18 protein-coding genes are annotated in these 22,106 nt (G+C 71.5%); 7 read left to right on the top strand and 11 right to left on the bottom strand.

Annotation, left to right across the window (positions count from 1 at the left end; translation table 11 throughout):
- The first annotated feature begins 1 nt into the window (after position 1).
- Positions 2-3,088 carry an alpha-mannosidase gene (locus OHS71_RS07045; RefSeq protein ID WP_328477911.1) on the top strand — a complete coding sequence of 1,029 codons (3,087 nt, stop codon included), beginning with the start codon at positions 2-4 and terminating at the stop codon, positions 3,086-3,088.
- A 157-nt stretch (positions 3,089-3,245) separates the two neighbouring features.
- Entirely contained in the window at positions 3,246-4,496 is a 1,251-nt protein-coding gene (locus OHS71_RS07040; RefSeq protein WP_328477909.1) for an alpha-L-fucosidase, read from the top strand.
- Between the two features lie 273 nt (positions 4,497-4,769).
- On the opposite strand, the gene OHS71_RS07035 is transcribed toward OHS71_RS07040, so the two are convergent.
- Together OHS71_RS07035 and OHS71_RS07030 are read right to left on the bottom strand one after the other, a co-directional pair.
- Positions 4,770-6,461: a carbohydrate binding domain-containing protein gene (locus OHS71_RS07035; protein WP_328477908.1), complete on the bottom strand. Its 1,692-nt coding sequence runs from the start codon at positions 6,459-6,461 to the stop codon at positions 4,770-4,772.
- Positions 6,462-6,607: 146 nt separating this feature from the next.
- Complete coding sequence (locus tag OHS71_RS07030) at positions 6,608-7,759, bottom strand: ATP-grasp domain-containing protein (RefSeq protein ID WP_328477906.1); 1,152 nt, start codon at positions 7,757-7,759, stop codon at positions 6,608-6,610.
- Between the two features lie 349 nt (positions 7,760-8,108).
- Between OHS71_RS07030 and OHS71_RS07025 the strand changes: the two genes are divergently transcribed.
- Together OHS71_RS07025 and OHS71_RS07020 are read left to right on the top strand one after the other, a co-directional pair.
- Positions 8,109-8,969 (top strand): metallophosphoesterase family protein, encoded by an 861-nt coding sequence (locus OHS71_RS07025; RefSeq protein WP_328477904.1) that lies wholly within the window; start codon positions 8,109-8,111, stop codon positions 8,967-8,969.
- Positions 8,966-9,676, top strand: coding sequence for a 4'-phosphopantetheinyl transferase family protein (locus OHS71_RS07020; protein WP_328477902.1), 711 nt, complete (start codon positions 8,966-8,968; stop codon positions 9,674-9,676). Before OHS71_RS07025 ends, OHS71_RS07020 begins: the two co-directional genes overlap by 4 nt.
- Positions 9,677-9,694: 18 nt before the next feature.
- Here the strand turns inward: OHS71_RS07020 and OHS71_RS07015 are convergent, their stop codons facing one another.
- Entirely contained in the window at positions 9,695-9,955 is a 261-nt protein-coding gene (locus OHS71_RS07015; protein WP_328477900.1) for a hypothetical protein, read from the bottom strand.
- 239 nt (positions 9,956-10,194) lie between these two features.
- Here OHS71_RS07015 and OHS71_RS07010 point away from each other — a divergent pair, with 239 nt between their 5' ends.
- The gene (locus OHS71_RS07010) at positions 10,195-11,226 is read left to right on the top strand and encodes an alpha/beta fold hydrolase (protein ID WP_328477898.1); all 1,032 of its coding nucleotides are present in this window, start codon (positions 10,195-10,197) and stop codon (positions 11,224-11,226) included.
- Positions 11,227-11,266: 40 nt separating this feature from the next.
- Here OHS71_RS07010 and OHS71_RS07005 read toward each other — a convergent pair whose 3' ends face one another.
- The gene (locus OHS71_RS07005; RefSeq protein WP_328484422.1) at positions 11,267-11,797 is read right to left on the bottom strand and encodes a toxin-antitoxin system, toxin component; all 531 of its coding nucleotides are present in this window, start codon (positions 11,795-11,797) and stop codon (positions 11,267-11,269) included.
- 32 nt (positions 11,798-11,829) lie between these two features.
- Positions 11,830-12,483, bottom strand: coding sequence for a helix-turn-helix domain-containing protein (locus OHS71_RS07000; RefSeq protein ID WP_328477896.1), 654 nt, complete (start codon positions 12,481-12,483; stop codon positions 11,830-11,832).
- A gap of 243 nt (positions 12,484-12,726) precedes the next feature.
- Between OHS71_RS07000 and OHS71_RS06995 the strand changes: the two genes are divergently transcribed.
- Positions 12,727-13,395, top strand: coding sequence for an MmyB family transcriptional regulator (locus OHS71_RS06995; protein ID WP_328477894.1), 669 nt, complete (start codon positions 12,727-12,729; stop codon positions 13,393-13,395).
- A gap of 385 nt (positions 13,396-13,780) precedes the next feature.
- Here the strand turns inward: OHS71_RS06995 and OHS71_RS06990 are convergent, their stop codons facing one another.
- The 5 genes from OHS71_RS06990 to OHS71_RS06970 form a co-directional block, all read right to left on the bottom strand.
- The gene (locus tag OHS71_RS06990) at positions 13,781-14,716 is read right to left on the bottom strand and encodes a PDR/VanB family oxidoreductase (RefSeq protein ID WP_328477892.1); all 936 of its coding nucleotides are present in this window, start codon (positions 14,714-14,716) and stop codon (positions 13,781-13,783) included.
- Positions 14,713-14,886, bottom strand: a complete 174-nt coding sequence (locus OHS71_RS06985) for a hypothetical protein (RefSeq protein ID WP_328477890.1) — start codon at positions 14,884-14,886, stop codon at positions 14,713-14,715. The genes OHS71_RS06990 and OHS71_RS06985 overlap by 4 nt, the downstream gene beginning before the upstream one ends.
- Complete coding sequence (locus OHS71_RS06980; RefSeq protein WP_328477888.1) at positions 14,883-15,950, bottom strand: aromatic ring-hydroxylating dioxygenase subunit alpha; 1,068 nt, start codon at positions 15,948-15,950, stop codon at positions 14,883-14,885. The genes OHS71_RS06985 and OHS71_RS06980 overlap by 4 nt, the downstream gene beginning before the upstream one ends.
- 353 nt (positions 15,951-16,303) lie before the next feature.
- Positions 16,304-16,639, bottom strand: a complete 336-nt coding sequence (locus tag OHS71_RS06975) for a response regulator (RefSeq protein ID WP_328477886.1) — start codon at positions 16,637-16,639, stop codon at positions 16,304-16,306.
- Positions 16,640-16,804: 165 nt separating this feature from the next.
- Complete coding sequence (locus OHS71_RS06970) at positions 16,805-19,249, bottom strand: SpoIIE family protein phosphatase (protein WP_443046870.1); 2,445 nt, start codon at positions 19,247-19,249, stop codon at positions 16,805-16,807.
- Between the two features lie 145 nt (positions 19,250-19,394).
- Between OHS71_RS06970 and OHS71_RS06965 the strand changes: the two genes are divergently transcribed.
- Positions 19,395-20,858 carry an aldehyde dehydrogenase family protein gene (locus OHS71_RS06965; protein WP_328477882.1) on the top strand — a complete coding sequence of 488 codons (1,464 nt, stop codon included), beginning with the start codon at positions 19,395-19,397 and terminating at the stop codon, positions 20,856-20,858.
- A 236-nt stretch (positions 20,859-21,094) separates the two neighbouring features.
- On the opposite strand, the gene OHS71_RS06960 is transcribed toward OHS71_RS06965, so the two are convergent.
- Positions 21,095-21,811 carry a FadR/GntR family transcriptional regulator gene (locus OHS71_RS06960; RefSeq protein WP_328477880.1) on the bottom strand — a complete coding sequence of 239 codons (717 nt, stop codon included), beginning with the start codon at positions 21,809-21,811 and terminating at the stop codon, positions 21,095-21,097.
- Positions 21,812-22,106 lie beyond the last annotated feature (295 nt).

The following is a 22,106-nucleotide window of genomic DNA, read 5'->3' as shown; positions in this document are numbered from 1 at the left end:
CATGCATGACGAACGCCGCCGCATCGAGGAGCGCGTCGAGCGCGCCCACAACCAGCGCATCAAGCCGGCGATCTACGCCGCCTCCGTGCCTTTCGAGGTCGAGGCCTGGCAGGCGCCGGGGGAGCCCGTCCCCTTCGAGGAGGCCGCGGCCGCCGCCTACGCGCCCTTCGCGCTGGACACCCCGTGGGGCCCGCCGTGGGGCACCACCTGGTTCCGGATGCGCGGACAGGTGCCCGCGGAGTGGGCCGGCAAGCGCGTCGAGGCCGTCATCGACCTCGGCTTCGTGGGCGACTGGCCCGGCAGCCAGGCAGAGGCCCTCGTGCACTTCACCGACGGAACGCCGCTGAAGGCGGTCAACCCGCTCAACCAGTACGTGCCCATCGCCAACCCCGCGGCGGGCGGGGAGAGCATCGACTACCTGGTCGAGGCGGCCTCCAACCCGGACATCCTGGCCAACGACTTCGCGGGCCCCACCCCGCTGGGCGACGTGCTGACGGCGGGCGACCGGCCCCTTTACACCTTCCGCCGGGCCGACATCGCCGTGCTCGACGAGGAGGTCTGGCACCTCGACCTCGACCTCCAGGTGCTGCGCGAACTCATGGTCCACCTCGGCGAGCACGAACCGCGCCGCCACGAGATCATGCACGCCCTGGACCGCGCCATGGACGCCCTCGACCTCGACGACGTCTCCGGCAGCGCCGCGGCCGTCCGCGCGGTCCTCGCGCCCGTACTGGCCAGCCCCGCCCACGCCAGCGCCCACACCATCTCCGGTGTCGGGCACGCGCACATCGACTCCGCCTGGCTCTGGCCGATCCGCGAGACGAAGCGCAAGACCTCCCGCACGTTCTCCAACGTCACCTCCCTCGCCGAGGAGTACGACGACTTCATCTTCGCCTGCTCACAGGCCCAGCAGTACGAGTGGGTGCGCGACAACTATCCGCAGGTGTGGGCGCGCATCCAGCAGTCGGTGAAGAACGGGCAGTGGGTGCCGGTCGGCGGCATGTGGGTCGAGTCCGACGGCAACCTGCCCGGCGGCGAGGCGATCGCACGCCAACTGGTCCACGGCAAGCGGTTCTTCATCGAGCACTTCGGCATCGAGACCAAGGGAGTCTGGCTGCCGGACTCCTTCGGCTACAACGCCGCCTACCCGCAGCTCGCCAAGCTCGCCGGGAACGAGTGGTTCCTCACCCAGAAGATCTCCTGGAACCAGACGAACAAGTTCCCCCATCACACCTTCTGGTGGGAGGGCATCGACGGCACCCGCATCTTCACGCACTTCCCGCCCGTCGACACCTACAACGCGCGGTTCAGCGGCGAGGAGATGGACCGCGCCGTGCGCAACTACGCGGAGAAGGGCGGCGGCTCCCGGTCCCTGGCCCCCTTCGGCTGGGGCGACGGCGGTGGCGGCCCCACCCGCGAGATCATGGAACGGGCCCGCAGGCTGGCAGACCTGGAGGGTTCGCCGAAGGTCGTCGTCGAACACCCCGACACCTTCTTCGCCAAGGCCCGCGCCGAGTACCCGGACGCGCCCGTCTGGGTCGGCGAGCTGTACCTGGAGCTGCACCGGGCCACGTACACCACCCAGGCACGCACCAAGCAGGGCAACCGGCGCAGCGAACACAAGCTGCGCGAGGCGGAGTTGTGGGCGACCACGGCCGCCCTGCACGCGCCGGGCTACGCCTACCCGTACGCGAAGCTCGACCGGCTCTGGAAGACGGTGCTGCTGCACCAGTTCCACGACATCCTGCCGGGCTCCTCCATCGCCTGGGTGCACCGCGAGGCGGAGGCCGAGTACGCGCGGGTCGCCGAGGAACTGGAGGTGCTGACCGCCGAGGCGGTCGCCGCGCTCGGCGGCGGACAGCCGGGCGACGACCGGCGCAGCGGCGCGCTGCGGGTCTTCAACACGAGCCCGTACGGCCGTGCCGAGGTGGTCCGCCCGCCCGAGGGCGCGCCGGCGTACGTCGAGGTGCCGGCGAGCGGCTCCGCGTCGCTGACCGGCGCGGAGCCGCCGCAGGCCGTGACGGTCGCCGGGCGGGTCCTGGACAACGGGCTGGTCCGGGTACAGGTCGCGGAAGACGGAACACTGTCGTCCGTCCGCGATCTCCGGGCGAACCGCGAGGTCCTCGCCGACCGGGGAAACCTGCTGCGCCTGCACACCGACCTCCCCAACTACTGGGACGCCTGGGACATCGACAAGCACTACCAGAACCGGTACACCGACCTGCTGGAGCCGGAGTCCGTGACGGTCGTCGAGGAGGACCCGCTCGTCGGCGCCATCCGGGTCACGCGCTCCTTCGGCAAGGGTTCGACGATCACCCAGACCATCACCCTGCGCGCCGGCAGCCCCCGTATCGACTTCGAGACCGACATCGACTGGCACGAGGCGGAGAAGATCCTCAAGGCGGCCTTCCCGGTGGACATCCGGGCGCCGCACTCCTCCGCCGAGATCCAGTTCGGTCACATCCAGCGTCCCACCCACACCAACACCAGCTGGGAGGCGGCCCGGTTCGAGGTCTCTGGCCACCGCTGGGTGCACATCGGCGAGCCCGGCTACGGCGTAGCCGTCATCAACGACTCCACCTACGGCCACGACGTCTCCCGCACGGTCCGCGAGGACGGTGGTACGACCACGACCGTCCGCCTCAGCCTGGTCCGCGCCCCGCGTGTCCCGGACCCCGAGGCCGACCAGGGCAGGCACCGCTTCACCTACGCGCTGCTCCCCGGCGCGAGCATCGAGGACGCGGTCGCCGAGGGCTACTCCCTCAACCTCCCGCTGCGCGTGGCGAAGGCGCCGGACGCCGCCCCCGGCCCCGTCGTCTCGGTGGACGGCGACGGCGTCACCGTCGAGGCCGTGAAGCTCGCCGACGACGAGTCCGGGGACGTCGTCGTGCGGCTCTACGAGTCCCGCGGCGGCCGGGCCACCGGCGCCCTGCGCACGGGCTTCCCGCTCGCGGGTGCCCAGGTGACCGACCTGCTGGAGCGGCCGCTGGAGCCCGCACCGGTCGGCGAGGACGGCGCGGTCGACGTGGTGCTGCGGCCCTTCCAGATCCTGACGCTCCGTCTGGAACGCGCGGCCGGCGGCCGTTAGCGGCACCGTCCTGCCCGGGGCGGGCGCGCTCTCGGAGCTCGTCCGCCCCGCCCGGAAGCGCCGTCCGGCCACCAGCACCGGCCGCCCCGGGGCGGACGCGACCTCTCGGCGCGCCGCCCCACCCCCGAAGTGCTCCGCCCTGCACAGGAGTTCAGCCGTGCCCATGCAACCCTGGTTCACCGAGGCCAAGTTGGGGATCTTCGTCCACTGGGGGATCTACGCCGTCGACGGCGTCCAGGAGTCCTGGTCGTTCTACGACGACATCGTGCCGCACGACCGGTACATGTCCCAGCTCGACCGCTTCACCGGCGCCCACTACGATCCCCGGGCCTGGGCCGACCTGTTCGCCCGCGCCGGGGCCCGGTACGCCGTCCTCACCAGCCGCCACCACGACGGCGTCGCCCTGTGGGACACCGCGTACGGAGATCTGAACCTGGGGCGCGACTACCTCACCGGCTACGCCGACGCACTCCGCGAGAAGGGCCTCAAGGTCGGTCTGTACTACTCGCACTCCGACTGGAACCACCCGGACTACGCCACCACCCGCAAGCCCGGCCGCCCGCCCGAGATGGAGGACAACCGCTACTCCGAGTGCTCCGCCGAGGACGAGGACCTGGCGGCCTGGGAGCGGTTCCTCGCCTACCGGGACGGCCAGATCCGCGAGTTGGCCTCCCGCTACCGGCCCGACCTGATGTGGTTCGACGGGGAGTGGGACCGCAGCGAGGAACAGTGGCGCATCAGGGAACTCGCCGCGCTGATCCGCTCGTACTCACCGGACGTCGTCTTCAACGCCCGCATGCTCAGCGAGGGCGACTACGCCACGCCCGAACAGGGCGCGCCCATCGAACCTCCGGCAGGGCCCTGGGAGTTGTGCCTCACCATCAACGACTCGTGGGGATATCAGCATCACGACCACCACCACAAGTCGCTCACCCAGCTGATCCGCTACTTCACGGAGACCATCGGGGGCGGCGGCAACCTGCTGCTCGATGTCGGCCCGAGGGAGGACGGCACCGTCCCGCAGCCGCAGGTCGAGCGCCTCGAAGGACTGGGGGAGTGGATCCGCAAGCACGAGCAGGCCGTCTACGGGACGGTACGGGGGCTCCCGGCCGGGCACCACTACGGGCCCAGCACCCTCTCCGCCGACCGGCGCACTCTCTACCTCACCCTGTTCGACATCCCGCGCTCCGAGGTCGGTGTCCGGGGTCTGGTCACACCGGTCCGCAAGGTCACCGTGCTCGGCACCGGAACGGAACTCGCCCACCGTGTCGTGGGCGGCCTGCACGAGGCGGTCGGTGTGCTGTGGATCGACCCGCCGGCCGGGTCGGACCTCGACCCGCACGCCACGGTCCTCGCGGTGGAACTCGACGGCGAGCTGGAGCTGTACCGGGGTTCCGGACGCTTCTGAGGCACCGTGGCGGGCACGGGTTCGGGCCGGCCGGCCGCTCCCCGTGACAGCGGCCGACCGACCCGATCCCTGGTGCCGCCGGGAATCCCCCGTCGATTCCCGGTCTTTCCCCCGTTGATCCTGTGCTTCCCCCCGGGCCCCGGTCTTCCCCTGTCGTTCCCCCGTGGGGCCCTTCGTTCTTAGGAGCGGGCTACCGGGATCCTGATACACCTCTCGTCGAAAAAAGTCCCCCGGACCGGGATCCGGGGGACTCTCGCTCACGTCCGAGGCGGGTCAGCCGGTGAAGCCGGCCGTGATCGAGGTGAACTGCCAGGTGCTCTGGCTGATGCCGGAGCAGTTGCTCACCACGCCACCGCCCGGGCACGGCCGGTCGCGGTTGACGGCCCAGTAGGCGAGCCGGGCGATGTGGTGGGAGTTGGACCAGTCGCGGATCTGGGTCCAGATCGCCGGGGTGGTGTTCTCCTGCTGGTCGGACAGACCGTTCATGCCGGAGATGCCGATGTGGGCGTACGCGGTGGCGTCGTCCCAGCCGAAGGTGGACTTCAGCTTGTTCTTCAGCCCTTCCGTGGCGTTGACGGTGTTGCCGTACATGTCCGAGCCGCCGCCGAAGTCGAACGGCATGATGGTGAAGACGTCGATGTCGGCGCCGAGCGACTTGGCCTGCTCGACGAGTCGGTTGCCGTAGTAGGTCGGCCCGGTCGTGGACGTGCCGAAGGTGACGATGGTCTTCAGGCCGGGGTTGTTGGCCTTCACGGTCTTGAGCGCGGTGAGGATCCTCGCCTGCACGGCCTCGTTCTCGAACTCGTCCGTGTTCTCGATGTCCATGTCGATCGCCTTGAGCGAGTAGGCGTTGATCACCTTCTGGAGCGCGGCGGCCAGCGCGCTCGCCGAGGAGCAGTTGGCGCCGAGCTTGCTGCCCTGCCAGCCGCCGAACGAGGGCACGATGTCACCACCCGCCGAGCGGACCTGGTTGATGACGCTCTGGTCGACCCCGCCGGTCAGTGGCCGGTTGCCGTCCCACATCGGGTTGCAGCCGCCGCCGTCCAGCACGAACGCCATCGTGAACCACTTGACGCCGGTCGAGCTCATCACCGTGGACACGCTGGGCGGATCGCCCCAGCCCTCGAACAGATAGGGCGCGGCCTGCTTGAACCCGGTTCCGCCGCCGCTGCCCGCGTTGGTGGTGACAGTCACGGAGTTGGAGGCACCGGAGGTGTTCCCGGCCGCGTCGCGCGCCCGCACGGTGAAGGTGTACCCCGTGCTCGGGGACAGCCCGCTGACCGTGGCGGCCGTACCGGAGACGGTGAGCACCTTCGCCGACCCGCTGTACACGTCGTATCCCGTGACGCCGACGTTGTCGGTCGCGGCGTTCCAGGACAGCGACACGCTGGAGGAGGTCTTGCCGGCCGAGGTCAGGCCGCCGGGCGTGGTCGGCGCCTGGGTGTCCGAGCCGCCGCCCCCGCCGCCCGGCCCGTCGAGACTGATGTCGTCGGCGTAGTAGGTGCCCTGGGCGTACCAGCCGTGGACATAGATCGTGGCGCTGGTCTGCGAGGCGCCGGTGGTGAAGGACACCGACAGCCGGCTGTACGCCGACGGCGACGACGTCCAGGTGGAGGCGCCGCCGTCGACGCCGAGGTAGACGTAGGAGCCGCGCACCCAGCCGGTCAGCGCGTACGTGGTGTTCGGCTGGACGGTGACGGTCTGGCTGCACTGGGCGATGTCGCTCGAACTCACCGCCCCGGCCAGCGCCTTGGAGCCGCTGTGGGCGGGCGAGGAGACGACGGAGCCGAGGTTGCCCGTACAGGACCAGGGCGAGAGGGAGCCCGACTCGAGACCGGGGTTGGTGAGGATGTTGGCCGCCTGTGCGGTGCCCGGCAGGGCCACGGCCCCGGCGAGGGCCAGACCGGCCGTGCCGAGCAGGGCGAGGAAGCGACGCCATGGGCGTCCGAGGGGTGTCGTGCGCACGCGATCTCCCTGAAGGAATGGGGGTGTTCGGGAGTGCAGGGGAGTGCAAGAGGGTGCGCAACAAAGTTGGTATGGACCAATCTGCCTGTCAAGACGAGAGACGGAATTGGTCCATACCGGTGAACTTAATGTCTGTTTCGTTCCACCTAGAGCGGCAGTGCCTGCGCGGCGCCCGCCGTGGTCACCTCGACGGATCCGGCAGGCGCGGGCACGGCCGGCAGCAGCGGCTCGGCGGCCTCCTCCACCCGCTGGTGCGGGAGGGTGACCGTACGGAGCGGCCGCGGTCCCGAGACCACCGTGTAGTCCTGCCCCAGGAACGGCGGGACGATCTCGCCCGGGTCCTCGCCGAGCGCCAGCTGCACGGCCGCCCACGGTGCGTTGACCCCGCACAGCGCCAGCTGGTGCAGGCCGCCGGCCGGGCGGGTGTTGACGTCCATCAGGACCGGCCGGTCGCCGAACATCCGGAACTGGATGTTGGACAGGTAGTGCAGCCCGAAGCCCTCGGCGATGAGCCGCGCGGGCTCCAGCCACTGCTCGTGCAGGGTGAAGCCCCGGCGGCGGCCGTTCTTCGTGCGGCCGATGGCCATCCGCAGCATGTTGTCCGGGCCGGTGAGGCAGTCCACGGACACCTCCGGCTGCTCGAGGCGCGGCATGACCAGCCAGTCGACCTGCTCCTCGCCCAGGTCCTCGGCCTGCCTCAGCGCCTCGACCACCATGTCGAGCTGGACGTACGGGCTCGGGAAGCCACTGAGATGCGTCAGCGAGAAGGGCGCACGGGTGATCACCCGGAAGCCCACCCCGCCCGCGCCGGAGGCCGGCTTGAAGCACGCCCGGTGGCCGGCCTCCTCCAACTCCTCGACAGCGGCGATGAGTTCGTCGGCCGACCGGACCCGGTACCACGGCGGCACCGGCACGCCGATCGCCTGCACGGCCTCGTACGCGATCACCTTGTCGTGGAAGACCGCGACGGCCTCCGGCGGCGGCGCCAGCAGCGCGGTGCCCACCGAGTCGAAGTCGGCGCGGTGCGCCACGACGGCCGCCTGGTGCAGCCGGGGCACGAACACGTCGATGCTCCGGCGCTTGCACTGTGCGAGGGCGTACTCGACGTACGCGGCCGGGGAGAGGCCCTCCGGCTCCAGCTCGGCGGTGTCCGCGGCGGCCAGCACGGGGGAGTCGGCGTCACCGTGCGTGGCGTGGATCTCGACCGCGCGATCACTGGGATTTCGTCGCAGCTGATCCGTGAAGAACACGTTCTCCGCGTACGTGCGGTTGAGCCAGACGCGTACGCGAGAGACCATGCAGGCCGCCTTTCACGGTTCGCGGGCAGGGCAAAGCGAGCCCGGCCCGGGCAGGGGGATTGGTGGGTCACCAAACCGCCCTGCGGAAGGGACGTCCATGGCGGTGGTGTTGGGGCGATCATACGGCTTCCCGGGGGTGCGGCGTGCAACGCGCGTGTTACGGATTTGCCGATCTTGTTCACGTGAGGCGCATGTTCGGGTAGAGGCGTGTTCCGGCGCAGGTGGGGACGGGTCCGGCCCCGGCAGGCGACCCGATCCGACCTTGTACCGCACGCGTGAATGTGTTCTCGTGGTGGCACTGGTGTGTTCGTGAGGATGCGGAGCGTGGGCGAGTGAGCGGGGGCGCGAGGTGACGTCGACGGCCGAAGACGCCGGACGGCTGCTGGCCATCAGCGATCTGCACATCGGATATCCGGAGAACCGCGCCCTCGTCGAGGCCATGGCCCCGGAGACGGACGAGGACTGGCTGCTGGTCGCCGGCGACGTCTCGGAGAACGTGGCCGACATCCGCTGGGCGCTGAAGACCCTCGCCGGGCGCTTCCGCAAGGTCGTCTGGGTCCCCGGCAACCACGAACTGTGGACCCACCCCTCGGACCCGGTCACCCTGCGCGGAGTCGCCCGCTACGAGCACCTCGTCGACATCTGCCGCGACCTGGGCGTCACCACACCCGAGGACCCCTACCCGGTGTGGGAGGGCCCCGGCGGTCCGGTGGCCGTCGCGCCGCTGTTCCTGCTCTACGACTACTCGTTCCTCCCGGCAGGCTGCGCCACCAAGGAGGAGGGACTGGCGTACGCGAAGGGCACCGGCATCGTCTGCAACGACGAGTACCTGCTGCACCCCGACCCGTATCCGACCCGTGAGGCCTGGTGCCGGGCCCGCGTCGCCGAGACGCAACGGCGGCTCGCCGAGATCCCCGACGGCCTGCCCGTCGTCCCCGTCAACCACTACCCCCTGCACCGGCACCCGATGGACGTGCTGTGGCACCCCGAGTTCGCCATGTGGTGCGGCACCGGGCTGACCGCCGACTGGCACCGCAGGTTCCGGATCGAGACGATGGTCTACGGCCACCTCCACATCCCGCGGACCACCTGGCACGAGGGCGTCCGCTTCGAGGAGGTGTCGGTGGGCTACCCCCGGGAATGGCGCAAGCGCGCGCAGCCGCCGGGCCGGCTGCGCCGCATCCTGCCCGGGGAGGCCGGGACCCGGTGATCGGGGCACTGTTGCCGGAGTCGGTCGTGGCGGTGGAGGCCTTCGGCGAGGAAGGCGTCCGCGAGTTCGGGGACGCCCCGCTGTACCCGCAGGAGGAGGCGCTCGTGGCGCGGGCGGTCACCAAGCGCCGCCGCGAGTTCACCGTCGTACGCTCCTGCGCCCGGCACGCCATGGAGAAGCTCGGTGTGCCCCCGCAGCCCGTACTGCCCGGCGAGCGCGGTGCCCCGCAGTGGCCCGACGGCCTGACGGGCAGCATGACCCACTGCGAGGGCTACTGCTCGGCCGCTCTGGTCCGGGCCGCCGACCTGGCCTCGCTCGGCATCGACGCCGAACCCCACGCGCCCCTGCCCGAGGGTGTGCTGTCCGCCGTCGCGCTGCCCACGGAGGCGGAGCGGCTCGGCACGCTGGCCGCGGAACGCCCCGAGGTCCACTGGGACCGGCTCCTGTTCAGCGCCAAGGAGTCCGTCTACAAAGCGTGGTTCCCCCTCACCCGCAAGTGGCTGGACTTCAGCGAGGCCGACATCGACCTCACCCCCGTCACCCCTGCCCTCTCGGCCGCCCCCGCCGAAGGCCCGCACGGTGTCTTCCGCGCCCGGCTGCTCGTCCCCGGACCGGTGATCGGCGGCCGCCGGCTCGCACACTTCGACGGGCGCTGGACCGTACGGCGAGGGCTGGTGGCCACCGCCGTCACGGTGCACCACGGCTGAGGCGACCGCCTACGGAGGTCACGGGCCCGGGCACCAGCTGTGCAGCAGCCGGAAGAACTCCTCCTCGTTGCCCGCCAGACCGGCGTCGGCCAACGCCTGCTCGGCCTCGGCCAGGACGGCGGGCGGGACCACCGGAGGCAGCCGGTCGTACCGCGGGCCGGGGGCGCCGGCGCCCCGGCTGTCCCCCTCGTCGCCGAAGGCGGCACGCACGGTGTGCAGCAGCCGCAGGTACGCCTGTACGGCGGTGCGCTCGCGGTCGGTCAGTACGGCAGTGGGCATCGGTCGGCTCTCCCCGTGTCGGCGTCGTGTCCCCCGCGCCCCGACGGCGCGTACGCCCCCGTACGGTGGCGCACCCCCAGCTTGCCGCCCACCACTGACAATCCGGCCCGACCAGGGCTTCGTTCGCCCGCTTAGCGGAGGTGAAACCTCCTCGAAATCCCCTGGCGGAAAGGGCTCCTACGCTGGTGGGAAGGGCTCTCGGCGGACCGCCGACGGCCAGGAGAACAGGAGGCGAGCGGGTGGTCGACGTCCCGCAGCGGCGCCCGGCGCGCGCACCCCGGCTGCGCCCGGTCGGTGCCGGTGAACCGGAGTTGCACTACCGGGTCGTGCACGGATACCGGCGGGCCTTCCGCCTGGCCGGCGACGGCCCGGCGCTGGTCCTCATCCACGGCATCGGCGACTCCTCGGCGACCTGGGCCGAACTGATCCCCGGCCTCGCCCGCACCCACACCGTCATCGCCCCCGACCTCCTCGGCCACGGCGCCTCCGACAAACCCCGCGCCGACTACTCGGTGGCCGCGTACGCCAACGGCCTGCGGGATCTGCTCAGCACCCTGGGCATCGAGTCGGCGACGCTGGTCGGGCACTCGCTGGGCGGGGGAGTGGCGATGCAGTTCGCCTACCAGTTCCCCGAGCGCACCGAACGGCTGATCCTCGTCAGCGCGGGCGGCGTCGGCCGGGAGGTCAATCCCGCCCTGCGACTGGTCTCCCTGCCCGGCGCCCATCTGGCGCTGTCCGCGCTGCGGTTGCCGGGCGCACGGTTCCAGGTCGGCCTGGCCGTGGGCCTGATGAAGCTGCTGGACACCGACCTCGGCCAGGACGCCCCCGATCTGCTCCACCTCGTCGACGCGCTGCCGGACGAGACCGCCCGCAACGCCTTCGTCCGCACCCTGCGCGCGGTCGTCGACTGGCGCGGCCAGGTCGTGACCATGCTCGACCGCTGCTATCTGACGGCCGGCATGCCGACGATGCTGCTGTGGGGCGACCGGGACAGCGTGGTGCCCGTGCGGCACGCGTACGGCGCCCACGAGGCGATGCCCGGCAGCCGACTGGAGATCTTCGAAGGAGCGGGCCACTTCCCGTTCCACACCGACCCCGGCCGCTTCCGTTCACTCGTCGAGGAGTTCACCCGCACCACGGCCCCGGCCGACTGGAGCCGCGAGCACTGGCGCCGGCTCCTGCGCGAGGGCAGACCCGCAACGGGGAAGGCGGCAGGAGCGGACCCCGCGGAGCGGGACCTGCGCGGGGCGAGCGAGCGCAGCGCGACCTGACCGCCGTACCGGACGGACCCGCTCACGGCCGTCCGGGAGCTCAGTTCTGCGGCCCCAGATAGCCCAGCGACGCCTCGATCCGGCCGGCCAGATGGTCGCGCTGGCCCCGTCCCCGGGGTGATGAACCGGGCAGCCAGGCACGGCACTTGCTCGCCAGCAGCAGCCCGAAGCTCTCGGCCTCCCGCTCGTCGGCCAGGTCGAAACGGGTACGGGCGGCGACGCTGCGCACCGTCGCCTGGAGATCCGCCCCGTCGGTGAGTAAACGGGCCGCGACCGCGGCACCCTCCACGTGCTGGCCGCAGTGGCCCGCCTTCATGTGCCACAGCTCGTGGCCCAGGATCACCAACTGGTGGTCGGGGGCGGTGCGTTCCTCGATGACGACGAGGTCCTGGTCGGCCATGTCGAGCCACAGGCCGCTGGCCGTGTCGGTCGGGAAGCAGGCCATGCGGAAGTGCACCGGGCGGCCGCGCCGTCTGCTCATCCCGTCGCACAGCGCGGTGTAGAGGTCGGTCGGCGGGGCAGGGGCCGGGATGCTCAGTTCCGAGACCAACTGGCCGCTCAGACGGCGCATTTCCCTGGCGATGCTCACGCTTCTCCCCCGGATCACGACTCGGGCCGCTTCACGCTCTCCAGGAGCATGTCCAGCCACTCGGCGACCTTGTCGCGGTGCTGGTCGGTGGGCAGCTGAGCGGCCCGCCACGCGATCCCGCGTACGCCGTGGTCCTGGAGCAGCCGCTCCAGCGGATCCTCGGCGGCCGCGGCCGCCTCCCGCGCGGCCAGCTTCTGGAGCAGATCCTGTTCGGTGTGCTGCAACGCGCCCGCGAGTGCCTCCGGGTCCTCGGCCGTGAGGAATCCGGCGTGGACGCGGAAGAACCGCTGGAGCGCGTCGCAGTGCTCCATCGTGGGGCGCCGGTCGCCGTTGATGAGGGCGCCCGCCTGCTGGCGCGACATGCCGGCGCCGTCGGCGATCTCCTGCTGGGTGTACTTGCGGCCGTTCGGCTTGAGCCGCGTACGGCGCAGCAGGTCCAGACGTTGCAGGAAGCGGGCCTGGACATCGGGCTCACCGGCGGGCCGGCCGCTCAACAGGGCCTTGACCACCACCTCCGGGACACCGGAGGCGACGGACAGCCGTCCGGTGCCGAAGACCTCCGCGTGCGGCACACCGAGCCGGTCGGCGAGCGCGGCGACACGAGCGACGACGGCCGGCAGCACTAGCGCCGCCGTGGTGCCCGCAACCTCGAAGCCATCCTCCGCCACCGACAGGTCTCCTAGGTCTCTCACGTCCCTCTCACAGACACACGATCACCGGAACAGACGGTCGCCGTGAACTGCGTGGAGAGTAGCCGGTCTTTCGAACTCACATCCAGGTCTCGCCACAACTGTGGCCAATTTCAGCCGTCAACAAGCATGGAATGCCACGATAGTTGACACCGCTCGCGTCGGGGCAGCAGGATCGAGGCGCCGCGTGAAGGCCGCAGAGGCAAGAGGGGTGACCTCCCGATGGCATATCAGGCAGGTGGGCAGCGGTCCGTACCGCGGCCCGTCCCCGAGAGTCCCGAGGCCCAGGCGTACCTACAGGACTACACCACGTACCTGGAGGCCGTCCCCTTCCCGTCCGTCGTCCTCGACCACCGCTGGGACGTCGTGCTCTCCAACGCCGCTTTCGCGTCACTTTTCCGGGACGTGAGCCCCCATCCGACGGCCCTGCCGGGCGAGAACTTCCTCCGGTTCGTCCTCTTCCATCCCGACGCCCCCTCGGTCCTCGGCGACCACGAGGCCGGCTGGTGCCTGCCGATGCTCGCCCGCTTCGCCGCGGCCATGGAGCGCCACGGTCACGACCACGGGCTCCAGGCGATCCGCCGCGACATCGCCCAGGACCCGATCATGGAAGCCGCCTACCGCCACGGGCTGCCGCACTGGATCCGCGCGGTCGGCGAGGAGGCCGTCGAACACGACGGCGCGGTCCGCCCCCTGGTGCACCCCGACCCGCGCTGGGGCGCCACGGAGTGCCGCATCGTGGGCGACACCCCGAGGACCCTGCACGACATGGGGTACACCCGGCTGACCATGGTGCTGCGCGCCACCCGCCCGGCCGCCGCGCCCCGCAGACCCCGTGGCGCACGCCGCACCGCGAGCCACCTCAGCGTGGTCCCGGCCCCCGAGGCCTGACCGGGCACCGTCGGCGTTCAGGTCGCCGACGGCGCCCTGGTCGGCGCCGCGTGCGGGCTCAGTGCGGCTCATGAGCGTCCGACTTCGCGAGGCGGTCCACCGGGGTTCCTGGCTTCGCCGCCTGGATCTGCTCGTACACATGGCCGGACACGGCGGGACACGGGTGCATGGAACGCCCCTTCGCGAGCGCCACGGGGACCGCCGGGTGGATGCGCGCAGACCGTGGTACGCAGGCCTCTTCGACCAGCCCGAGCCACGGCGCCGCCTCGCCCAGGACGCCGACGGGCCGGGAGGGTCCCCGGCCCTCCGGGGCGCCCGGGCGGGCGGGAGCCGGCCCCGCCCTCCCGGGCGCCCGAGCGGGCGGGGGGGGCGCCCCGTCCTCAGGTCACAGATCCAGGACGAGCTTCTTCCCCCGGCACCGGGACACGCAGATCATCATCGTCTCCCCGGCCTCCCGCTCCTCAGGACCGAGGACGGAGTCCCGGTGCTCCGGGATGCCCTCGAGGACGTCGGTCTCGCAGGTGCCGCAGGTGCCCTCCGTGCAGGAGTAGAGCACCTCGACGCCCGCCGCGCGCACGGTGTCCAGCACCGAGACGCCCGCCGCGACGGTCAGCGTCCGGCCGCTCCGTGCGAGCTCCACCTCGAACTCGGCCTCCGTGCCCGCTGGTTGTTCCTTCGCCTGGAACCGCTCGACGTGGAGCGCGCCGGCCGGACAGCGCTCCTCCACCGCGTCCAGCAACGGGCCCGGACCGCAGCAGTAGACGAGGGTGCCCTCGGGCAACCCGTCGAGCACGGAACCGAGGTCGAGCAGACCGGTCTCGTCCTGCGGGGCGACGGTCACACGGTCGCCGTAGCGCGCCAGCTCCTCGGCGAACGCCATGGATTCGCGGCTGCGACCCCCGTAGAGCAGGCTCCACTCGGCGCCCGCCGCCTCGGCCGCCGCCAGCATCGGCAGAATGGGGGTGATCCCGATGCCGCCCGCGACGAAGCGGTAGCGGGGAGCCGGACGCAGCGCGAAGTGGTTGCGCGGGCCGCGCACCCTGACCTTGTCGCCCTGCCCCAACTGTGCGTGCACATGGGCGGAACCGCCCCGCCCGGCCGGCTCGCGCAGCACCGCGATCCGCCAGGCGGAACGGTCGGCCGGATCACCGCACAGCGAGTACTGTCGCTCCAGCTCCGGGCCGAGCACGAGGTCCACATGGGCTCCCGGCTCCCACGCCGGGAGCGGCTCGCCCAGCGGGTGGCGCAGGGTGAGTGCGAGCACCCCCTCAGCAGCGAACTCGCGTTCCGACACGACGAGTTCGGATTCGTACACGCTCATGAGTCGCTTCCTCGTGGCCGGTGTCCTTCGGGGTGGCCGAGCATCCACTCCCACATCTCGATCGGATCCTGCGCGGTGTGCTCGGCGCCGCAGTGACAGGTCCCGTGCAGTACGTCGGTGCCCGGCAGCCAGTCGATGCGGTAGATCTCGCCGGTGGGACCGGTGCTCACAGGACCTTCTCCACGGGCTTGTCGCCCTCCTCCACCAGCCGGGCCAGGATGCGGCGTGCGGCCAGGCCGCCGGTGTCGATGTTGATGCTCAGCTCCTGGTAGCCGGTGCGCTCCGAACCCAGGGTCCGCTGAAGGAGGTTGAGCGCGTCCACGTCCTGCATGACCACCGTGTGGTTGTTGCCCCGCAGGAACTCGGTGACCTCCTCGTCGTCCGTCGCCCAGTCCCGCGAGACCATCCAGAAGTCGTACACCTTGCCGTCGGCGGACGGGGTGATCGCGTACGTGATCTCGGTGTGGAAGCCGCCCGGATCGGTGCCGTCCGCCTCGGGCAGGATGCCCACCGGCGCGATCCTGCTGTGCAGCAGGTACAGACAGGGCGCGTGGTACTCGATGTCCTGCCAGCGGGTGATCCGGCCCTCGATGCCGGTCGAGCGGGCGTAGAACGGCGGGCACTCGGCGTCGTCCATGTGCCGGCTCACCCGGACGATCCCCGCGCCCTCGTCGACCTCGGTGGTGATGGGCGTCTCGGCGACCTCGGGGGTGCCGATGTAGCCGCCGTGCAGATAGGTCTCGTGGGAGAGGTCGAGGAGGTTGTCGACGAGCAGCCCGTAGTCCGCGTCGATGGGTTCCATGCCGCGGACGGTCGTCCAGCCGGGGGCGTCCAGGTGCCGGGCGCGCGGGACGGTCTGCGGGTCGGCGAGCGACGGGTCGCCGATCCACACCCACACCAGGGAGTCCTGCTCGACGACCGGGTACGCCGTGACCCGGGCGGTGCGCGGGATGCGTTTCTGCCCCGGCACGTACACGCAGGCGCCGCTCGTGTCGTACGTGAAGCCGTGATAGCCGCAGACGATGCGGTCGCCGTCCAGCCGGCTCTCCGACAGCGGGAAACGGCGGTGCACGCAGCGGTCGTGCAGCACGACGGGCGTCCCGTCCTCCTCGGTCCGGTAGAGGACGAGCGGCTCCCCGAGAACCGTCCGGCCGAGCAACTCCTCGCGCCCGACCTCGGTGCTGTAGGCGGCGACGTACCACTGGTTCCTGGCGAAGGCGGTGGTGTGAGGCATGGCGTTCCCGTCCCTGAGTGCGGGGCGCCGTCGCCCCGCGTGCCGTGGTTGGAATCAGGGTCGTGAGGCTCGCCTCCGCTCGGCAAGACGGCTTCTGCCAGACGGAAGGACTTCTGCGAAGAGGCTTGTCAGAGCCCTGCCCTGGCAGGCCCTGGTCGCCGGAGTGGAGGGCCGGGTGGTGCTGCTGTTCGGTTCACGCTCGGGGCAGCCGGTGAGGGCGACGGCGAGCGTGACCACTCGTCGGCTGAACACCGGACGACCGCCTCGGTCTCCAGGACCGCGGATCCTGGAGCCCGGAGGCGCCGACGGCCCGCACGAAGCTCCCCCCGACCCGACCACCCGTACCGCGTCGATCACCCGCTCCGGCTCGGCGTCCTTGAGCAGGAAATCCGCGGCCCGGCGCGCAGCGCGGCGAACAGGTACTCGTCGAGACCGAAGGTGGTGAGCACCAGGACACGGGTCGCGGGGCTGCGTTGGGTGATCGCGGCTGTCGCCGCGAGCCCGCCGATCCCCGGCATGCGGACGTCCATCAGCGCGACGTCCGGCCGCGCCGACAGCGCGAGGTAGATGGCCGTGTCGCCGTCCGCCGCCTGCCCGACGACGCACAGGTCGGGTTCCGCGTCGAGGATCGCCGCGATCCCGGCCCGTACGACGGCCTGGTCGTCCGCGACGGTCACTCTGATCGCCATGGGAACGCCTCCGGGAGCCACACGCGTACCGCACCGCGGCCGGTCGTCGAGAGGGTACCGCCGGCGGCGTCCGCGAGGGCGCGCAGCCGCCGCTCCGCCCCGGGAACGCCCGGTGCCGGACCGGATACCTCCACGCCGTCGGGGAACAGAAGACTGCACGGTGCTTCAGGCGGTGGGGAGGGCCTGTTCGGCCCAGATCGTCTTTCCGTCGTACGTCTGGCGGGTGCCCCAGCCCTGGGTGAGCTGGGCGACGAGGAGCAGGCCGCGGCCGCCTTCGTCGAAGGTGCGGGCACGGCGCAGGTGGGGGGCGGTGCTGCTGGCGTCGGAGACTTCGCAGATGAGGTTGCGGTCCCGGATGAGCCGGAGCTGGATGGGGGCGCCGCCGTAGCGGATGGCGTTGGTGACGAGTTCGCTGACGACCAGTTCGGTGACGAAGGCGGCCTCGTCCAGGCCCCAGGCGGCCAGCTGCCGACGGGTGTTCCTACGGGTCTCGGCGACCGCTGCGGGATCGGCCGGCACGTCCCAGGTGGCGACATGTGCCGCGTCCAGGGCGCGGGTGTGGGCTATCAGCAGCGCCACATCGTCGGCGGGGTGGTCGGGGAGAAGCGTCCGGATCACGGTGTCGCAGGTGGTCTCCAGGGACGCAGCCGGCCGGGCCAGCACCTCGCGCAGCAGGTCGAGGCCTTCGTCGATGTCGCGGCCACGGTCCTCGACGAGACCGTCGGTGTACAGCACGAGGAGGCTGCCTTCGGGCAGTTCGATCTCCGTGGCTTCGAAGGGCAGGCCGCCGAGCCCCAGCGGCGGACCCGCGGGGATGTCGGGAAACTCCACGGCGCCGTCCGGGGTCACCACCGCGGGTACGGGGTGGCCCGCGCGAGCCATGGCGCAGCGCCGGGAGACCGGGTCGTAGACGGCGTACAGACAGGTCGCACCGATGTCGCCGACGGTGCCGACGATGCCGGCCGCGCTTTCGACCTCGGCGGACAGGTGGATGACCAGGTCGTCCAGGTGGGTCAGCAGCTCGTCGGGCGGAAGGTCGACATCGGCAAGGGTGCGCACGGCGGTACGCAGTCGTCCCATGGCGGCCGACGCCTGGACGCCGTGGCCGACGACGTCGCCGACGACGAGGGCGACCCGGGCGCCGGACAGCGGGATCACGTCGAACCAGTCACCGCCGACACCGGCTTGCGTGCTGGCGGGAAGATAGCGGGAAGCGACGTCGACGGCGGCCTGCGAGGGCAGCCGCTGCGGCAGGAGACTGCTCTGAAGGGTGAGGGAGGTGCGGCGCTCGCGGCTGTAGCGGCGGGCGTTGTCGATGCAGACGGCGGCCCTGGCGGTGATCTCCTCGCCCAGGAGCAGGTCGTCCTGCTCGAAGGGTTCCGGGTGCCGGTGGCGGGAGAACGTGGCCACGCCGAGGGTGATGCCGCGGGCGCGCATCGGCACGGCCAGCACGGAGTGAAAGCCGTAGCGTCGCATCCGTTCGGCCCGGTCCGGGGTCTGGCTCGCCACCCGGTCCATCGCGGAAGCTGTCACGTTCTCGATCAGCGGCCGGCCGGTGGTCAGGCATCTGGCCGCAGTCGAATCGTCCGGGTACGCGGCCACTGCTCCGCGCTCCACCACGACCTCGGGGCAACCCTCCAGGACGGACTGGTAGGCGACACGGCGCAGCATGACGGGGCCGGCCGGCGAGCCGGCGCGCGGGTCGTCGCCGCCCTCGATGGCGGGAAGCAGGTCGACGGTGACGAAGTCCGCGAGTTGAGGGGTGGCCACATCGGCGAGTTCCTGCGCGGTCCGGGCGAGGTCCAGGGTGCTGCCGATGCGGATGCTGGCCTCGTTGAGCAGGGCCAGGCGCCCCCGGGCCAGGTGCTCCTCGGTCACGTCGTACGCGGAAAGGAGCACTCCTCCTATCGTTCCCTCGGAGTCCCGCACGGGGGTGAGCAACGTCGTCCAGACGCTGTCGCTCTCATGGCCCGCCAGGTGCAGGGACTGCTGAAGATGCTGCTGTTCGCCGGTCTCCAACGCCCGCCGCATGCACTGTTCCGTCCGGTCGCTCTCCGGGTCGACCACGATCTCCGATACGCGCAGCCCCTGCATCGCCGTTTCGGGCATGCCGATCACCCGCTCCATGTCCGCGTTCGCCCGGCGCAGCCGCAGGCCGGTGTCGTAGAGCGCCGTCGTGAACGGGGACCGGGTGAACGCCCACATCACCAGCGACTCGTCGTGGAGCGGCGACGCCGGCCGGTCCAGGGGGGAGACCACGAGCCACTCGCCGCCTCCCTTCTCCTCGCCGTCGGGCTCCCGGCGGTGGGCCAGCAGGTTCACTGCGAGATGGTGGCCGTCCCGGTGCAGGAGAGTCGCCGTCCCGTTCCACCGCGGCAGTGTTTTCAGGGAACGAAGCGTCTCGACGGGCGGCTCCCCTGCGAGCAGTGATGCCGCGGGCCGGCCGATGACCTCCGTGGACCGGTAGCCGAGCAGCCGCCGTGCTCCCTCGCTCCACGCGGTCACGATGCCGTTCGAGTCCACACGGGCACCGGCCGTGGCCGACTCGTCGATGGGGTCGTCCGGCCGCCACGCCGCCCGGTCGTCGCCGGCGGTGTCCGAACTCGTCATCGCGTTCATCCGCCCTCACTTCGGTCTTTCCACCGTGCGTCCCGGCCCGGCCACGGGCAACCCAGGGGAGATGGTCGGACATATATCCTCAATAAGGGCATAAATGCAAGGGACGGACCAAGCATCGGGGCTGGAGGGTCGTGCCATGACCGTCACCGACGAGGAGACGTGGCCGGACGCGGCCGAATGGACCGGGAAGATCTTCAGCGGCGTTTGGCGGCAGTCCGAGGGCGGCGTCCAGCCGGTGAACGAACCCGCCACGGGGGAGCGGCTGGCCGAGGTGGGTGTGGCAGCGCCCGCGGATGTCGCCCGGGCCGGGGCCCTGGCCGCCCGAGCCCAGCGGGCCTGGGCCGAGACGGCGCCCCAGGAGCGCGCCGAGGTCCTGCTCCGCGCCGCCCGGGCGCTGCACGACAACCGCCGGGCGATTCGCGAGTGGATTGTCAGGGAGTCCGGAGGCGTCCCGGCGAAGGGCGACTACGAGATCGCGGCCGGACTCAGCCAGCTTGCGCAGGCCGCCGGCCTCGCGTCGCTGCCCCGCGGCGAGATCCTGAGCCCGTCGGCACCCGCCCGGACCAGTTACGCATGGCGGGTACCTCTGGGGGTGGTCGGCGTCGTCAACCCCTGGAACGCCCCCCTGCTGTTCGCCATGCGGGCCCTGGCGCCCGCACTCGTGCTGGGCAACGCCGTTCTGCTCAAGCCCGATCCCCACACACCTGTGTCCGGCGGTGTCGTCGTGGCGCGGTTGTTCGAGGAGGCCGGACTGCCCGAGGGGCTGCTCCACGTCCTGCCCGGAGGCCCCGGCACCGGTGAGGCGGTCGTGGCCGATCCCCACGTCGCCATGGTCGTTTTCACCGGCTCCACCGAGGCGGGACGGGCGGTCGCCCGCGCCGCGGGCGACGGGCTCAAGCGGGTGGCCCTGGAACTGGGCGGCAAGAACTCGATCGTCGTGCTCGACGACGCGGACATCGACTCCGCCGCGGCAGCAGGGGCGATGAGCTCCTTCGGCTATCAGGGGCAGGCATGCGTCGCCGCCGGACGTCATCTGGTGCACGCCGACGTCGTGGAGCCCTACACGGAGGCGCTGATCAGGCAGGCCGGTGAACTGCGGGTCGGCGACCCGCGCGAGGAGGGCGTGGCCCTCGGCCCTGTGATCAGCGAGCGCCAGGCCGCGAGGATCGAACGCATTGTGGACGAGAGCGTGGCCGCCGGCGCACGGGTACTGGCGGGCGGACGCCGCGACGGGCTGTTCTACCCGCCCACGGTTCTGGACCGCGTCGAGCGGACCATGCCCGCCTTCACCGAGGAGATCTTCGGGCCGGTCGCTCCCCTCGTCGCGTTCCGTACCGACCATGAGGCCGTCGAGATCGCCAACGACACCGAATACGGTCTGACGGCGGCTGTGCACTCCGGTTCGATGTCGAGGGCCGCGGCCGTCGCCGAGCAGTTGCGCACCGGCATGGTGCACGTCAACGACGTCTCCGCCAAGGACGCCGCGAACGCCCCCTTCGGCGGGATGGGGGCGTCGGGCAACGGCTCCCGCATCGGCGGCACCGCCAATCTGGAGCAGTTCACCCAGTGGCGCTGGATGACGGTCCTGGGTTCCGCGTGATGGCGGGGCGATCGACGCAACCAGGCGTTGCCGTGGTGGAGTCAACCGCCCACGGTACCGGCGGCCACCGGCCCAGCTCGGGGGCCGACGCTCTCGTCAACCGACGGACCAGGCCGGTGGGCGCCCGGCCGGCTTCCCCGGCCGAGAGGACGGTCAGCCGGTCACGTCGGGCAGGGCGCCGCTCCTCACCGCCGCGGGCGCCGCCCCTGCCCATGCACGCTGGTGGGCGGCTGTCCTCACGATCGCGCCGCGGTCTGTGCCCGCGCGAGTTGGTCGAGGTCTGCGAGAGCCTTGGCGAGCAGGGTGAGCATGGCGAGTTCGGCGCGGGTGGGGTCTTGGTCGCGGACGGCATCGAACACCGCGCGGTGGCTGGGAACCGGGTCGTCGGCGTCGCCGTGGCCGTGGACCATGCGGTCGCGTTCCTTCAGGCCGGGTTCCAGCAACATGTCCATCCGCCGCAGCAGTTCGTTGCCGGTGGAGGCGAGCAGCGCGCGATGGAAGGCCGCGTCGGCCTCGGCGGCGGCCGCGGAGTCCACCTTCGCCTGCCCCATGGCTTGCAGGGCGGCTTCGAGGGAGGCCAGGTCGGCGTCCGTGCGGTGGAGGGCGGCCCGGTGCGCCGCGGCGGGCTCGACGATGGAGCGCACATCGGCGAGGTCGCGCAGCAGTTGGGCGCCGTCACCGGCCTCCATGCGCCAGTGGATGACATCGGCGTCGAGAAGATTCCACTGTGCCCGCTCCCTGACGAAGGTGCCGCGCTTCGGCCGCGCGTCCGTCAGGCCCTTGCCGGCGAGAACCTTGAGCGCTTCGCGCATGACGGTCAGGCTCACGTCGAGCTCGGCTCCGAGGGCGCTGACGTCCAGGATCGCGCCCTCGCCTATCTCGCCTCTGACGATGCGCGCGCCGAGTGTGTGCACGACGTGTCCGTGCACACCACGGCCGGAATAGGACGCCATGCGGTTCTCCTCGGATCGAGAGGGCTGACGGACGCCTGCCGGGCTGGTGGGCGAGCCTTCGGCGAGCTTGACGTGCCATTGTGCCCAAGTCTACCGGTGAACATTATTTATGAATACTTATTGACAGGGGTGTGGGCCGACCAGACGATGAAGCCCAATCCACAGCCGCCACGCAGCAGCCGCCTGTCATGTTGACGCTGCATACCCGGAAACCCCGTCGATCCAGCCGGCGTAGGTGGCGCGGTCCGGGGTGGTGAGGTGGATGACGATCTTGCTCGTCGGGGAGGCGTCCCGT

The sequence above is a fragment of the Streptomyces sp. NBC_00377 genome, from assembly GCF_036075115.1.
Classification (GTDB): Bacteria; Actinomycetota; Actinomycetes; order Streptomycetales; family Streptomycetaceae; genus Streptomyces.
This window is presented reverse-complemented; position numbering and strand designations above follow the sequence as displayed.